At 51.9% G+C, this 15,777-nt stretch carries 14 protein-coding genes; 10 read left to right on the plus strand and 4 right to left on the minus strand.

What is annotated here, in order from left to right; translation table 11 throughout:
- Positions 1 to 161 precede the first annotated feature (161 nt).
- Positions 162 to 2,231: a DNA primase gene (gene dnaG / locus ACYVHC_RS02040; RefSeq protein WP_460611991.1), complete on the minus strand. Its 2,070-nt coding sequence runs from the start codon at positions 2,229 to 2,231 to the stop codon at positions 162 to 164.
- 151 nt (positions 2,232 to 2,382) lie between these two features.
- Positions 2,383 to 3,582, minus strand: coding sequence for a hotdog family protein (locus ACYVHC_RS02045; protein ID WP_460611992.1), 1,200 nt, complete (start codon positions 3,580 to 3,582; stop codon positions 2,383 to 2,385).
- Positions 3,583 to 3,854: 272 nt separating this feature from the next.
- On the opposite strand from ACYVHC_RS02045, the gene ACYVHC_RS02050 reads away from it, so the two are divergent.
- The 9 genes from ACYVHC_RS02050 to ACYVHC_RS02090 all read left to right on the plus strand — a co-directional run bounded on the left by ACYVHC_RS02050 (position 3,855) and on the right by ACYVHC_RS02090 (position 11,168).
- Positions 3,855 to 4,958, plus strand: coding sequence for an Mrp/NBP35 family ATP-binding protein (locus tag ACYVHC_RS02050; protein WP_460611993.1), 1,104 nt, complete (start codon positions 3,855 to 3,857; stop codon positions 4,956 to 4,958).
- Between the two features lie 166 nt (positions 4,959 to 5,124).
- Entirely contained in the window at positions 5,125 to 5,460 is a 336-nt protein-coding gene (locus ACYVHC_RS02055; protein ID WP_460611994.1) for a NifU family protein, read from the plus strand.
- A 1,023-nt stretch (positions 5,461 to 6,483) separates the two neighbouring features.
- Positions 6,484 to 6,693, plus strand: a complete 210-nt coding sequence (locus tag ACYVHC_RS02060) for a hypothetical protein (RefSeq protein ID WP_460611995.1) — start codon at positions 6,484 to 6,486, stop codon at positions 6,691 to 6,693.
- A 355-nt stretch (positions 6,694 to 7,048) separates the two neighbouring features.
- On the plus strand, positions 7,049 to 7,177 hold the full coding sequence (locus ACYVHC_RS02065) for a hypothetical protein (RefSeq protein WP_460613123.1): 129 nt from the start codon (positions 7,049 to 7,051) through the stop codon (positions 7,175 to 7,177).
- Positions 7,178 to 7,500: 323 nt separating this feature from the next.
- Positions 7,501 to 8,607: a DegT/DnrJ/EryC1/StrS family aminotransferase gene (locus ACYVHC_RS02070; RefSeq protein ID WP_460611996.1), complete on the plus strand. Its 1,107-nt coding sequence runs from the start codon at positions 7,501 to 7,503 to the stop codon at positions 8,605 to 8,607.
- A gap of 46 nt (positions 8,608 to 8,653) precedes the next feature.
- A complete protein-coding gene (locus ACYVHC_RS02075) occupies positions 8,654 to 9,388 on the plus strand; it encodes a dTDP-4-amino-4,6-dideoxyglucose formyltransferase (RefSeq protein ID WP_460611997.1) in 735 nt (244 codons plus the stop codon).
- A gap of 37 nt (positions 9,389 to 9,425) precedes the next feature.
- Entirely contained in the window at positions 9,426 to 10,406 is a 981-nt protein-coding gene (locus tag ACYVHC_RS02080) for a glycosyltransferase family 2 protein (RefSeq protein WP_460611998.1), read from the plus strand.
- 416 nt (positions 10,407 to 10,822) lie between these two features.
- Positions 10,823 to 10,945 (plus strand): transposase, encoded by a 123-nt coding sequence (locus ACYVHC_RS02085; RefSeq protein WP_460611999.1) that lies wholly within the window; start codon positions 10,823 to 10,825, stop codon positions 10,943 to 10,945.
- Positions 10,946 to 11,021: 76 nt separating this feature from the next.
- A complete protein-coding gene (locus tag ACYVHC_RS02090) occupies positions 11,022 to 11,168 on the plus strand; it encodes a hypothetical protein (RefSeq protein WP_460612000.1) in 147 nt (48 codons plus the stop codon).
- A gap of 152 nt (positions 11,169 to 11,320) precedes the next feature.
- Here the strand turns inward: ACYVHC_RS02090 and ACYVHC_RS02095 are convergent, their stop codons facing one another.
- A complete protein-coding gene (locus tag ACYVHC_RS02095) occupies positions 11,321 to 12,289 on the minus strand; it encodes an SRPBCC family protein (RefSeq protein WP_460612001.1) in 969 nt (322 codons plus the stop codon).
- A gap of 164 nt (positions 12,290 to 12,453) precedes the next feature.
- Here ACYVHC_RS02095 and fahA point away from each other — a divergent pair, with 164 nt between their 5' ends.
- The gene (fahA, locus tag ACYVHC_RS02100; protein ID WP_460612002.1) at positions 12,454 to 13,737 is read left to right on the plus strand and encodes a fumarylacetoacetase; all 1,284 of its coding nucleotides are present in this window, start codon (positions 12,454 to 12,456) and stop codon (positions 13,735 to 13,737) included.
- Positions 13,738 to 13,822: 85 nt separating this feature from the next.
- On the opposite strand, the gene acs is transcribed toward fahA, so the two are convergent.
- Positions 13,823 to 15,748 (minus strand): acetate--CoA ligase, encoded by a 1,926-nt coding sequence (gene acs, locus ACYVHC_RS02105; RefSeq protein ID WP_460612003.1) that lies wholly within the window; start codon positions 15,746 to 15,748, stop codon positions 13,823 to 13,825.
- Positions 15,749 to 15,777: the final 29 nt, after the last annotated feature.

Here is a 15,777-nt window from a genome sequence, read left to right on the forward strand (position 1 = left end):
GCAGTGACGATTGATTGGGGTACTGGTGAGGCATATTCAGATAACGCGACGATAATGCAGCCTTAAACCCACCTCCGCGGCTGGGTTTACCGGCTTCGGGGGCCTAGTACGGGGCGGCTGGCCCGCCAGTAAGATACCGTTTTGCGGGCAGCCGCCGCGCCTTACATGCCGGTTCGGGGAATAACGGTACCTAGCATGCCAGCTAGCTGATTGTCCATTTGCTTGAGCAGCCGGATGGTGGTCAGGTGTTCATCTAGCGTGGCCTCGTCCATGGGGCGGCGCAGGGCCTCCATGTGCTCAGTAAGGGCGCGCTCCACGTTAATCTTGTTGAGGCGCAGAATGGCGTTGTCGCAGGCGGTTTGCAGCAAGTCCAGCTCTCGGGGCACGTAAATCTGGTGCGTCGTCCAGTTAGGGCTCAACTCGTATTTCTCCGTGGCCAGCTCTGCCACCAGGCTCCGGATATCACTGCGGCCGTGCTGAATGAGGGTGCGCACCTCGGGCCAGCGGCCCTGGTTCAGCTCCTCGCGGCACAGGTGCAGCAAATCGGCATACACGCCGGTTTTGAAGTTGGTGTCTTCGAGCTGTTCCAGCAGGTACTGCGCCACGCTAACTTCGGGAGCCAGGGGTTGGGGCGAGTATAGCAGCAACAGGCGCACCACCTCCCGCTCGCACTGCTCCAGCACATCGGGTACGGGCTCCAGCTCATCCTTAGTCGTAGTCAGCAGGTCACCGCCCCCGCCCATCAGGTCGTCGGGTGAGGCACCGTACATCAGAGCTTCGGCTTCCTCCTCGGGGCTCATGGGCCGCGGGGCGGGGCGCGATTGAGCGGGGTTTGAGGTGCTAGCGGGGCTAGTACTTCCGCTGCTTCCGCCACTGGTTGTGCCACCCGCCGCCTTGCCGCTGGCGTTGCGCACCAGCTTGTTATACTCCGTGATAAGCACCTGCTCATCAATACCGAAGGCCTGCGACGTTTGCTGCAAAAACACCTGCCGCTTAATTGGGTCGGGTACTTTGCCAATGCTTTGCAGCACGTCGCGGATGGCTTCGGCTTTCTTTACCGGATCCTGAGCGGCCTCGCGAGCTACTAGGTCAGTTTTAAACTGAATGAAATCCTGGCTGGCCTGCTCCAGGTGGTCTTTGAAGCGCTGGTCGCCTACTTTGCGGATGTAGCTGTCGGGGTCGTCGCCATCAGGAAACAGCACCACGCGCACGTTCAGGCCACCTTCCAGCAACATATCAATCCCGCGTAACGAGGCCCGAATGCCGGCCGCGTCGCCGTCGTAGAGCACCGTTACGTTGTCGGTATAGCGCTTCACCAGCCGAATCTGCCCATCCGTAAGCGAGGTACCCGAGGTGGCCACCACGTTTTTAATGCCACCCTGGTGCAAGCTCAGTACATCGAGGTAGCCTTCTACCAGGTAGCACAGCTCCTCCGTTCGGATGGCCTGCCGGCCCTGGTACAGGCCATACAGCACATCCGACTTATGGTAAATCTCCGACTCCGGCGAGTTCAGGTACTTCGCCGTTTTGTCGTTGGGTTTGAGCGTGCGTGCCCCAAAGCCAATCACGCGGCCCGACACGTTATGAATCGGGAACATCACGCGGCCCCGGAACCGGTCGTAGCGGCGGCCGGTGTCTTTGCCCTGCTCGTCTTCGCGGGTAATGACTAGGCCTGTTTTCTCCAGATACTTCCGCTCAAAGCCCTTTTTCTCGGCCGCTTTCAACAGGTCATCCCATTGGTCCAGCGAGTAGCCGAGCTCGAAGGTTTTGATGGTGGTTTGGTTGAGGCCGCGCTGGCGCAGGTAGCTCAGCCCGATGCCCTGGCCCTCCTCGGTGTTGAGCAGCAGGTGATGGTAGTGGTCTTTGGCCCAGTCCGATACAATAAACTGGGAGTCTTTTTCATTCTGGGCCAGCTGCTGCTCGGGCGTTTTTTCCTCTTCCTGAACATCGATGCCGTACTTTTTGGCCAAGTACTTCAGGGCCTCTACGTAGCTAGTGCCCTCCACATCCATGATGAACTGCACAACCCCACCGGCCTTGCCGCAGCCAAAGCACTTGTACAGTCCTTTGGCCGGCGCCACCGAGAAGCTCGGCGACTTTTCGTGGTGGAATGGGCAGCAGGCCCACATATTCTGGCCCTTGCGCTTCAACGACACAAAGTCGCCTACTACCTCCACGATATCGGCGTGGTGAATGATCTGATCTACGGTTTCTTTCGGGATGCGCGCCATACTACCGGCAAAGGTAGGCAGGAATGGGCGCGAACTTTCTCCCCTTTATTACATGGCCGACAACCTCCCAGCAGGCAACCCGATATGCCGAACATGTAAGCATCCTTACCCTTTCGCTGAGTTTGTGCTGGGAATTAGTTTGGCACCTGCGTTAGTAATTCCGGCTGGCAGTGGTTTTGGGGATGATGACTACGTAATCATAGCCCAGAATAGTAGCCTGTAGCTCTTGGCTGCTCACCTTGAGTTTGTCCTGGAGTAAGGCCCGGCGCAAGGGGCGCACGTCAAATACCTGCCACGGGCCAGCAGATGCGGTACTGGTAGTAAAGGGCTTGACCATGTTCTCGTTGTCGTACGAATACGTTGCGACATTCTTCGTAAAATCGTCGGGATTGGACCCACCAACTTGCTCGCCCATTTTGCCAATGACAAAAATGTGGAGGGTTTTCTGGTCGTGCATGTCGGCTAGGTTCACGGCCAGATTCCCTACGTCGTAGAAGTTTCCCGAGATACTGCGGCCCCGACCCATATGTGCCGCCCCAAACTTAAAGAGCATCGTGGGCAATGGCTCCCCCGCTTTCTGATAGGGCTGTAGTTCCGTCAGAAGATTACGTTTCATCAGGTTCAGCCGGGCCTGGTGGGCGCCGGGCTTGCCAGCCGCATTGGTCTGGTAAATGGCTACGCTGGCCAGAAAGTTTTCCAGCATATCCTGCACCGCCGGGCTTTCCTGCCGCGCTATTGTGCGCAAGCTGTCGATGGTGACTGGCTGCAAGACATTCACGGTGCTGTGGTCATACTTACCCATCACCATATCAGCCCGGTCGCGGGCCTGCGAAATGGCTGCCAGGCGGCGCAGGTAGCTCTTCGCCGCTTTGTTTTTCACCTGATCGGCCATGACATCCAGCGTCAGACCGGCGGTGGCGGCCCCAACTTGCTCAATGCCTACGAAAGCCGTGTTTTGGGCTCGCAGTGCCCGGGCCAGTTCAAATTCCTCGGCCCAGCTATAGAAGGATAACGCCATGGGGTACTTATGCTCGAAAGCAGTGGGCAGCCCTGGTTTAGTGGCAAATTGGCTCAGGTTGCGGGCCTGATATTTGTCGATTTCGGCTACATATAGTTTGGGTTTCAACACTTGCGCCACTGCTTGTGTGAAGGCCGGAATCTGGGCCATGCCGTGGTCTTCGCCTACCAATACCAAGGCGCTTTTGCGAATATCCTGCTGCAACTTTTCCCACCCTTGCCCGCTGAACTGAGCGCCCGTTTGGGTGAGGCTGAACTGGTTTTGGCGCAACAGGCGCTGGAAAGTGGTATCGGTGGGAGCTTGAGCGGCAGCAGAGTTGATGGCAACTGCCATTATTAAGGCGGCTCCGCGAGTGAAGCAGCGACGGAAACGGGAAGTAACAAGCATAAGGAAAATGAAGTGTAGAAATACAACGGGCAAGAATACTGGCTTTCCGCCGAATTACAGGGCGAGCTGCCAGATAGAGGGGAATACCCACAGACTGGTTGTATAGCCCGAATAAAAATCCTTCTTGCAGCGCCGGCCTGATAGGTAGCCGCACAACTTCCGCCCGCTTTTCCGGGTTATCTTTGCGCTTTGCATCCGCAATTTCCCGACTGACTATCATGGCAACCATAACTAAAGAAGACGTTCTGAAGGCGCTGAGCTACGTGGAAGAGCCCGACTTGGGCAAAGACCTCGTGACGCTGAATATGATTGAGGACGTAGCAATTGACGGCAACCGCGTGTCCTTTACGGTGGTCCTCACTACCCCGGCCTGCCCCCTCAAGCAGCTCATTCACGATGCCTGCGAGCGAGCCATCCATACGATGGTGGATAAGGATGCGGAAGTGGTTATCGTCATGACCTCGCGCGTGACCAGCATGCGCGAAAACCGCGACTTGCTGCCCGGCGTGAAGAACATTATTGCCATTGCCTCAGGCAAAGGTGGTGTGGGTAAAAGCACTGTAACAGCTAACCTGGCCATTGCGCTGGCCAAAACCGGCGCGAAAGTAGGCCTGGTAGATGCCGACATTTCGGGCCCTAGCATGCCCTTAATGTTTGGTGTGGAAGATGCTCGCCCGCACGTGTACCAGGGTCAGGATGGCCGCAACCTGATTCAGCCCGTGGTGGCGCATGGCGTGAAACTGATGAGCATTGGCTTCCTGGCTCCGGCCGAAAGCGCCATTGTGTGGCGGGGCCCTATGGCTTCCTCGGCTCTAAAGCAGTTCATCACGGAGGTAGACTGGGGCGAGCTGGATTACCTACTCCTCGACATGCCTCCCGGAACCTCCGACATCCACCTGACTATGGTGCAGACGGTGCCCGTAACCGGCTCCCTCATCGTAACCACGCCCCAGAAAGTGGCGCTGGCCGATGCCGAGAAAGGCCTGCAAATGTTCCGCCTGCCCCAAATCAATGTACCCGTACTAGGCATTGTGGAGAACATGGCCTGGTTTACGCCCGCGGAGCTACCCAATAACAAGTACTTCATCTTTGGGGAAGGCGGCGGACAGCAGCTGGCTGATAAGCACCAGGTGCCACTGCTAGGTCACATTCCGCTAGTACAAAGCATCCGCGAAAATGGCGACCAAGGCACGCCCGCTATTTTGCAGGATGGTACGCCTGCGGCGGCCGTTTTCGAGCATCTGGCCGAAGAACTGGCCCGCCAAGTATCCATCCGGAATGCCGTGGCGCCGCGCACCAAACCGGTGCAGATGCAGTCATAAGTAGAGCTAGGGGGAGGGTTGGTGTAAGCTCAACACTACCCTAGCGCAACTTTTGTTACTAGGCTTGGTGTTGTTTCCAAACGCTCCAAAAGCGTTACCTTTGAAGAAGTACTCCGCTGCCTGCCAAGGGCCAATGCCCTGAAGCAAACAGCAAAAACCGTGATTCATGACCCATTCGGCTGCCGTAGAAAATCATCCGCTTCTCCCCCGCATTGAGCAGGCCCTGGACACCATTCGGCCCTACCTAGCTGCCGACGGAGGCAACGTGCGCGTGCTCGACATCACCGCCGATATGGTGCTGCAACTAGAGTTGCTAGGCGCTTGTGGCACCTGCCCCATGTCGCCGATGACACTGAAAGCGGGCGTGGAGGAATCGGTAAAAAAAGCCGTACCGGAAATCCGCGCTGTGGAGGCTATTAACCTCACCCCTATGTCGGCGCAACCCGCTGGTCAGGCCGGTCACCCTGTACCTCCTACTCCGGTGCCTACACCGCAGTTTTAGACTTACTACTCTTAATACAACGAGCCTCGCTCCTACCGGTTTTTCGGTGAGAGCGGGGCTCTGTCGTTTTAGATAATACAGAATCAAATTTTTAGTCAAACCAAGTACACTAGATTTCATGACTTTAGTTTATACTATGTCCGAAAAGTGATGTTGCAAAATGCGTTGAATAGAGACGAGCAGGTTCATGCTCAGGAAATGTTGGTCGTGCTTGTCGTAGCGAGTAGCCACCCGGCGGGGCTCCTTGAGCGAGCCGAAGAACTATTCGATGACGTTGCGCCGGGCGTATCGTTGTGGCTCAATGCGCGGTGGGCGTCCGCGCCGGCGGCAACAGCGCCCTTCCGCCGGGCAGCGGCGGGGAATCACGGCGCGGATGTGTTGAGTGGCGTTGCCTAACCGAGAACTGCAGCGTCAGCAGCCTGCCCGCCCCGTCGCATACTACGCGCAACTTGGTGGACAGCCCGCCGCGGTAGCGCCCGAGGCTCTGGGCTTTTTTTTCGCGACACCCGCCGCGCCTTTCGTGTGGCCCACCGTGGTCGAGTCCACCAGCCACGTGTCCAAGTCAAGCAGCCCGTCTTGATCCATGCGCAGGGTGATCAGAACCCGCACGAACGTGCCATCAGCAGACTAGCGGTGAAACGTCTACACTCGTACGAAGCCGAACCGCTATCATTATTTACTGAGCATCCGGCTCAATCAGCAATGGCACAACACGCTGGCGCACATTATAATAATGTATCTACACGAATTAGTTTACGCACGCTGCGCCAACGAAGCTACACCGTTTATGAATTTGCTATAAAATTATTGTCCATACCCACTGATAAGTAAAAAGTTGTTGGCATTTGCTCTTTGTCATCAGTAAAGAGGATAGGGCGATGGTAAAATAGCAGGTGATGCATATCTTGGTGAATGCTGCAGGCGACTCTTACTCGTACGATTTGCGGCAGCGCGGCCCTGCGCAAGAATGGCAGCCTGAGAGACCAGCTCAAATACTAGTGTACGGCTGTCGCTACCCAAGCCGTGTTCACGCCCGCTGCTGCGCGTGAAGCCTCTCAATACGCGCAGGTGGAAAAGCTCCTGGTCGAGCGGGTCTGGCAACGGGCGATTGTGCGCCTGACGGGCGTCTCGCGCCAGACCATCGTCAAACTGGCAAAAGAAAGCGCAGACCACGCCCCGATCCCACCTGCCGCCGAGCCGGGGGTCCGGCAGGCGCAGGTGGTAGCCCGCTAGTCTTCGTGGGCAAATACGTGCGACGGCAGCGGCAGAACGGTTCGGTGGCAGCAATGCCCGGTCGGGGTGGACCGCCGCGTAGGTATGGCTGGTGGCTCAGGTGGGGCGGCAACCGGATGCGAAGTTGGCAGAACTGCGCAAGGCGCTGCTGGCCCACACCGGACAGCGCCTCCGATTGAACACGCGGCTGGTCGGGCAGACGTGCACCAGTTCTATTTCCTGAATGAGACTGGCCTGCGCTTGGATTACACGCGCCGCTACGCGCGAGCACCGGCTGGCTGGCGCGTGGGCGCGCTAAACCAGCGCAACTTCGCCTTCTACATCGGCCGCGTGCTCGCGCTGCGGCGACGTGCTGGTGTTGGACGACTTGCCTGTGCACCAGCACGGTGGACTGCAGCAGGAGCTGGCCCGGCACGGCGGGCTGTTTCTGCCACCCTACTCGCCGGATTTCACTCCGATTGAACAGGCTTGTAGCAAGCATTAAATCAGGCTCCGTCAGGCCCGCACCCGCGAAGCGGTCATCCAAACGGTCGTCGATTAGAATACGAGCCGTGATACCAAAGAGTGGTTTAACCACTACGGATACCATGTGCACCGCTCTTGATGCCGCTATAGGTTACTTCCGCATACATCATGTCAGTATTCAATATGCTTGTATAGGAAGTTGTCTGCTATGAAACTCAATCACATTTCACTTCATACTCAACTACGACAGAAAGATCATTATCCAATCCAGATCTCATAGATTCAACCAGTTCAATAATTTTATTCCTAATTTTGGACAGTAATAAAGAATGCTTTTATCCAATGGGACTGAATTTAAAATCAATGAGTCTGAATGTCACGAAGGCAAACTTGCCTCCTTTGTCAGAGTACGTAAACTATTTGGAAGGTATATGGGAAAGAGGGTGGCTAACTAACAATGGACCTCTTGTTCAGCTACTTGAATCAGATCTCAGCCAAACTTTAAGTAATTCTAAGGTACAATTCATGTCGAATGGTACTATCGCCTTACAGGTTGCTATAAAGGCTTTGGGACTGACCGGTGAAATTATTACTACCCCGTTCTCATATGTTGCTACAACGACAGCAATTCTTTGGGAGAACTGTAGACCCGTTTTCGTTGATATAGAGAACAATACTTTTTGCATTGATGCATCTAAAATTGAGGCCGCAATCACACCAAACACGTCAGCTATTCTAGCAACTCACGTTTATGGATATCCTTGTGATGTTTTAGCAATTGAAGAAATAGCTCATCGTTATAACATCAAGGTAATTTATGATGGAGCTCATGCTTTTGGGGCTACTGTACATGGAAAATCATTATTATCATTTGGAGATATCAGTACATGCAGTTTCCATGCTACTAAGCTTTTTCATACAATTGAGGGAGGTGCCATTATAACGAATAGCGAAGAAATATCCAAAAAAGTTTGGCTATATAAGTCGTTCGGTCATATAGGCGACGAATATTTTTCTTTAGGAGTAAACGGGAAGAACTCAGAATTTCACGCTGCAATGGGATTATGTAATTTACCCCATATCCCGGATTTTATTGAGCAGCGCAAGAAAATTTCGACTTTATATAGACAAGAACTTAAACTCTTACCATTACAATATCCGCAACCAACTGAAGAAAGTTTACAATATAATTTTGCTTATTTTCCAGTAATATTTGGTTCAGAAAATAAGTTAATTCAAGTCAAGGAAGGATTATCAGCACAAGGCATTCATACTAGACGATACTTTTTTCCTTCTCTCAATCAACTACCTTATCTCATAGGACAACCTTGTCCTATTTCAGAAGACATATCTCGCAGAGTATTGTGTTTGCCGTTTTACCAAGAATTAAGTATAGATCAAATTAAATGGGTGAGCAAACTAGTCGTTCATTATCACGGCATGTCTTAACTTATAAAATCCGATTTTTTTTAAGTACAACTTTAAACATAGAAAAATGCTTGCAGCAAATAAAGTTCTTGTAATAACAGATAATGCAGCACTGTATAAGGAGTTTATACAAATTGTAAAAAGCAAACCAGAACTATCAAATACTAGTTTCACATACTGTTGCAGCCCATCAAACGTACAATTGATGGACCAGTATGGAATTAATTCTATTCTTGTTCGTCAAAATTATCAAAATATCATTAATAATTATGATTTAATAATTTCAGCCCATTGCAAACAGATTTTTCCTACTGAATTAATAAATAAAATCAGGTGCATCAACATTCACCCTGGTTTGAACCCTTTTAACAGAGGGTGGTTTCCCCAAGTTTTTTCGATTATCAATAAGTTGCCTTTAGGAGCTACAATTCACGAAATTGACGCTGAACTAGACCATGGTCCTATCATAGCTCAACAAGCAGTACCTTTATATTCGTATGACACCTCATTAACAGCCTATAATAGGGTACAAAAGATGGAGGTAACTCTACTTGAGAAACATATTGTATCTATCATTAATGGTGATTATGCCGCAAAGATTCCACACGCAGAAGGAAATGTTAATCTCAAAAAAGACTTTAACTCTTTGCTAGAAATAAATTTACATGAGCAACTAACTATGGGCGATGCCATTGATAGACTCCGCGCACTTTCCCACGGCAATTATAAAAATGCGTTTTTTTTAGATGACAACAATGACCGAATATATATTAGTATCACTTTATCAAAAGAGGACAAATAATTAAATAACTTAATTTTCTCAAATAAATAATCAATAAATGCTGGTCACCCCAAAAGTTAGTATCTGCATGATAACATACAATCATGCTTCTTTTATTTCTCAAGCTATCGATAGCGTCATTTTACAAAAAACCTCTTTCAATATTGAGATTATCATAGGCGAAGACAAATCTACAGATAACACAATGTCTATTATTGAGAGTTATCAAACAAAGCACCCTGATTTAATCAAAATAATTACATCAGAGACCAATGTAGGGATGGGCTTGAACTTCCAACGAGCCTTTGCTGCTTGTTCAGGTGAGTATATTGCTTGGCTAGAAGGTGATGACTATTGGACTGATCCTGATAAACTTCAACGACAAGTTGATTTTTTAGATTCTCATTCTGATTTTTCAATATGCTTTCATAATATGCAAGTTATATATGAGGACAGCTCGAAACCTTCTCATTTATCTAATTTAGCATCTCAAAAGCACGAGACTAATATTGAAGATTTAGCTAAACTAGGCAATTATATACCATCAGCTTCTTGTGTATTCAGAAGAAATTTAGTTAATGTTTTCCCTGAAAATTTTTCATCATCTCCTGCAATTGATTATTACCTACACATGCTCAACGCAAAGCATGGAAAGATAAAGTATCTACCTAATGTTATGGGCACTTATAGAATACATAAGGATGGGGCTTGGGGTCAAAAACCTTTGGGCATACAAATGCTAGGACTATTTCAGACTTTATCATTAATTATTACTCAAATGGACAACAATATTCAATCCAAGATGTATAAAAATTTATTTAATATATTTTTTGTCATTATGGATAGCCAAGATTTATCTACAGAACAGCGCAGTGATTTTTTTATCAAAAACGAATCTGCGATTATTGACATGCTTCGATTTAATAGAATACACTATGATAAAGCATTATTTGATAGCGCTTCTATGGAATATCATATAGGGCGTACCTTACTTAAACCATTTCGTAAAGCTTTAAATTTGCTTAGGCAATTGTACTAAAGTACATTTAGTTGTGGTAAAATAGAAGACAATTAACCTTTTTCCTCTAGTCGCCAATTGTATTCGTCGATAACGAGCTGAATGAGGACGCGGTGCATCGCCAGGGAGCGGCTGAACGAATGGATTTTGCGTACGCGCACTGCGCATTTTGACGCAGCGAGCAGTTGATGGCTTCTACAATTGATGCTTGTTTGGTCGCGGCCTTTGCCACTAGGCCGATGACGGGCAGCACTTTTCTGCAAGCTTCCCACTCGTTAATATAGTACCAGGTGCCTGCGCGATAGCCAGTCGGCAAGGCTTGCCAGAGCCGACGAGCCGTAGCTGTACCGCGCGTACCTAAGACCTAAGCTGCCATTGCGCCGCGTGTGGCGTTCAACAGCTAACGAGGAGATGTTACAGTATTAGTAGTTTGTGTCATGGAAACTATGCTGACCGATGCGCAATGGGCGCACCTCACGCTATTGCTGCCAGGCCGGGGACGCGACAACCGCCAATTTGTGGAGACCGTGCTCTGGCTGGCACGCAACGGGGGCCGGTAGCGGGCCCTACCCATAGAGCGCGCCAACTGGCACACGACATACACACGCACTTTCAGCGCTGGGCCGCTTCGGGCATGTGGCAACGGGTCTTTCAGGCCGTGCAGTAGCTGAGGCACTGCATACGCTGCTGGTCGACTCGACTACCATGCGGGCGCACCAGCATGTGAGCGGAGCTCGCAAAGAAACGGAGCGCAAGCCCTCGGGCACAGCCGCGGCGGGCTGACCACCAAGCTGCACGACTATGTCGGCGCAACCCGCTGGTCAGGCCGGTCATCCTGTACCCCCTACTCCGGTGCCTACACCGCAGTTTTAGAAATAACTATAAAATAAAAAAGCCGTCCCTTCTTGCGAGAGGCCGGTTTTTTTATTTACATATCATATCTGATTGAAACTAAGACCTGAAGCTTCGCTGCGTTTTTTAATTACTTCTAAAATCATTTGGTTAAAATCATCCAGAATAAAATCAGCCCATAGTTTACTGTAGAAATTTAAATTCGTGGTAACCCGATACGTACACGTTAGAGTGACTACACTTTTATCCTGGCTTAACTTTTCAATTTTATAGCTACCTGCTATTACGTCAAAGTACTTCCCTCCTATCATTACATGTTCATCGAGCGTTTCAGGAGGTATTGATTGAGGATCAACATCAATATCATATGAAAAGCCATTTCCATGGTCCCATGTCTTTATAACCTCTCTGAATTTGATACCCTTTTCCCACGTGATGCTTCTCACTCCGCCAACACCTTCTTGGCTAAGTTGTCCATCCAATGGTTTAGGAACGCCAATCAGGTGTACAAAGTGAGGCTCGATTTCACTAGGCTTGATATTTCTTACATTTTTGACGTTTTCCCAGATGCTTTCTTGGCTAGCGTGTATTACCACCTTAGTTTCAACAGTATCTACCTGATTCACAAGCTCCATATTGCTTTCCAGCAGCAGTACTGCTAACGGCATCAGCAAAGACATATACAGCAAATTATTACTGCTTTTACGCTTAAGCTTTAGTAATCGATAAATAAACGCCCCCAGCGAACCAAGCAACACAAATGGACCGATAATTATCACGAGGCATATCATGCCTTCGAATCCATTTATGAGAGATAAAAAGAAAAATGTAATGGTTATAGCCCAGGGAGTGAGCAAATCTGTTTTGTAGAGTTGCAATTGCTCTTTTGTAGAAAACAAAACAGGAATTGCCCCCAGCACAAGTGGTAAAACGAAAATATATGCCACTGAAACATTTCGATGCTGAGAGTTTACCACAAGCATCATCAGAAAAGCATACACTACTCCTGCTGTCAGCCCAATAAGCAGTGTTCTAATTCTGGAGCTTTTCATTATTCTATTTAATGGATGTTTGCTATTCTTTAGCAACTGGTAGCAATGGGAATGCTTAACTGAGCTGTAAGGTACTAGCTTCGACAGACACCAAGGTACCTCGCCTACCTCATCATTCCCGCCGCGCCGCTACCTTTACGGCTCCTTCCACTACCCTACCCCTGATGGCAAACCCGAACGACCCTTCCCTGCATTCCTGGATTGATATTGCCCCCGGCAGCGACTTCCCGATTCAGAATCTGCCCTTTGGCGTGTTTGAAACAGAGGAGCGCGGACCGCGGCTGGGCGTGGCTATTGGTGAATATGTGCTGGATTTGTATGCCGTGTCGCAGTTCGGCTTCTTTCAGGATTTGGACCTAGGACCGAAAATGCCAAAGGTGTTCCGGCGCCGCTCCCTGAATCAGTTTATTGCCCTAGGTCGGCCAGTATGGCGGGCCGTGCGCCAGCGCGTATCGGAACTGCTGCGCCACGACAACGCCTCGCTGCGCTCTGATGAAATCATGCGCGAGTGCCTAGTTCGGCAGAGCGAAGTACGGATGCTGCGCCCCGTAAAGCCCCATAACTACACCGACTTCTACAGCAGCATTGAGCATGCCACCAACGTGGGCATCATGTTCCGCGACCCGGCCAATGCCCTGCTGCCCAACTGGCGCCACATCCCGATTGGCTACCACGGCCGGGCGAGCAGCATTGTAGTAAGCGGTACCAATATCCGGCGGCCAAACGGGCAGCGCAAAGCCCCCGATGCCCCAGCGCCAACTTTCGGTCCTTCGCAGCAGCTGGACTTCGAGCTGGAAATGGCCTTTGTTGTAGGACGCAGTACGCACCTCGGCGACACCATTCCGGTGCAACATGCCGAGGACTACATCTTCGGGTTGGTGCTGTTTAACGACTGGAGTGCGCGCGACATTCAAAGCTGGGAATACGTGCCGCTAGGTCCGTTTCTAGGCAAAAGCTTCGGTAGCAGCGTGTCGCCGTGGGTGGTAACGCTGGACGCGCTGGAGCCGTTTCGCGTGGCCGGTCCGGTACAAGAACCCGAGCCGTTGCTTTACCTGCGCCAACTCGACGAGCACAATTTCGACATCAACCTGGAGGTAGCCCTTCAGCCCGAAGGTGGCCCTGAAACCACTATATCCCGCTCTAACTTTGGGCTGATGTACTGGAGCATGGCTCAGCAGCTGGCCCACCACGCCTCCAACGGCTGCAACATGGAAGTTGGCGACCTGTACGCGTCCGGCACCATCAGCGGCCCCACCCCGGATTCACTCGGCTCTATGCTGGAACTCTCATGGCGCGGCACCCGCCCCGTACCCCTGGCCGATGGCTCGGAGCGTAAGTTCCTGCAGGATGGCGACACCGTAACCATGCGCGGCTATTGCGAGCGGGACGGTCTGCGCATTGGTTTTGGCGAAGTAACCGGCACGGTATTGCCAGCTAATCTGATTTAACGTACTAGCCCCTACTACGCATCAAAGCCCGGCCTACCTAGGTAAGTCGGGCTTTGATGCATAGTGGGGGCTAGTAGAAGGAAGTCTACTTGCGGCCACTAATAATTTCGTCTACCACCAAAGGGTCAAGCAATGTGGTGGTATCGCCGAGGTTGCTGATTTCGCCTTCCGCTACCTTGCGCAGGATGCGGCGCATGATTTTGCCAGAACGGGTTTTGGGCAGGCCTGATACAATCTGAATTTTATCAGGCTTGGCAATTTTACCGATTTCGGCCACGATGGTTTCGATGATGCTGGCCTCGATGTGGATTTTATCTGAATCCTTGTCGCAGGCACCTGCGCGGCAAATCACGTAGGCATAGATGCCCTGGCCTTTTACATCGTGCGGGAAGGCTACCACCGCCGACTCCACCACATTGGCGTTCTGGTTGATGGCATTCTCGATTTCCGCCGTGCCAAAGCGGTGACCCGAAACGTTAATCACGTCATCTACGCGGCCAATAATGCGGTAGAGCCCATCGGCGTCGCGGCGGGCTCCGTCGCCGGTGAAGTAGTAGCCCTTGTACGGCGCGAAATATGTCTGAACAGCCCGCTCATGGTCACCGTAGGTAGTCCGGATGATGCCGGGCCAGCTGTGCTTGATGGCTAGGTAGCCTTCTTCGTCGTTGCCCTCAATTTCTTTGCCTTCCTGCGTGAGCAGAACCGGCTGCACGCCGGGCAACGGCAGGCCGGCGTGCGTGGGTTTGCTGGGCGTAATGCCTGCCAACGCCGAAATCATGATGCCGCCGGTTTCCGTCTGCCACCACGTGTCCACAATGGGACAGCGCTCCTTGCCCACGTGCTGATAGTACCAGTACCAGGCTTCTTCGTTGATGGGCTCTCCTACTGATCCGAGCACCCGCAACGAGTCCAGAGAGTAGCTGAGCACGTTATCTAGGGGCGCGGCCATCAGGCTACGGATAGCGGTAGGCGCAGTGTAGAAAATGCTGACCGAGTGCTTGTCGATTACTTCCCAGAAACGGCCCGCATCGGGGTACGTCGGGATGCCCTCAAACATTAAGGAGGTAGCTCCTGAGAGCAGTGGCCCGTAGAGCAGATACGTGTGGCCCGTTACCCAGCCGATGTCGGCGGTGCACCAGTAAATGTCGTTTTCCTCCACCTGAAACACGTTGCGGAACGTGTAATCGGCCCACACCATGTAGCCGGCCGTGCTGTGCACCACGCCTTTGGGCTTACCGGTGCTGCCGCTGGTGTACAGAATGAATAGCGGGTCTTCAGCATCCATTTCCTCGGCGGGGCAGGTTTTGGCCACGCCTTCGGCTTCCTCATGATACCACACGTCGCGGCCCTCATGCATGTGCACGGGCCAGCCCAGGTGCTCCACCACAATCACGCGGCGCACGCTGGGGCAGTGTTCCAGGGCTTCATCTACCACGCGCTTTACCGGAATTTGCTTGGCGCCGCGGTTCAGGCCGTCGGCGGTGAGCACCACAGTAGCCTGGGCGTCGTTCACGCGGTCAGCAATTGCCGTGGCCGAAAACCCCGCGAAAATCACGGAGTGCACCGCCCCAATGCGGGCACAGGCCAGCACCGCAATGGCCAGCTGCGGAATCATGGGCATGTAGATGCACACCCGGTCGCCTTTTTCTACCCCGTTGTTATGCAGCACGTTGGCAAACTTGCAGACCTCCTGGTGCAGCTCGCGGTAGGTCAGGCGCAGGTGGCGGGTTTTGGTGTCGTTGGGCTCGTAGATGATGGCCAGTTTGTTGCTGCGGGTAGCCAGGTGGCGGTCGAGGCAATTCTCAGTGATGTTGAGGCGCGCGCCCTTAAACCACTCGTTGTGGCCACCTGCCATATCCGAGGTCAGGACGGTATCCCACTTGCGGCGCCACGTGAAGGGAGCCGCGACATCGGCCCAGAACTGCTCGGGGTTTTCGGTGCTGCGGCGGTAGGCCTCGTGGTATTCTTCCAGGGTGCGGATACGGGCGTGTTTGGAGGGAGTTTCAGGCATGGGAATAAGGAGTTTAGGGAGTGTATAGT

The sequence above is a fragment of the Hymenobacter seoulensis genome (genome assembly GCF_054780535.1).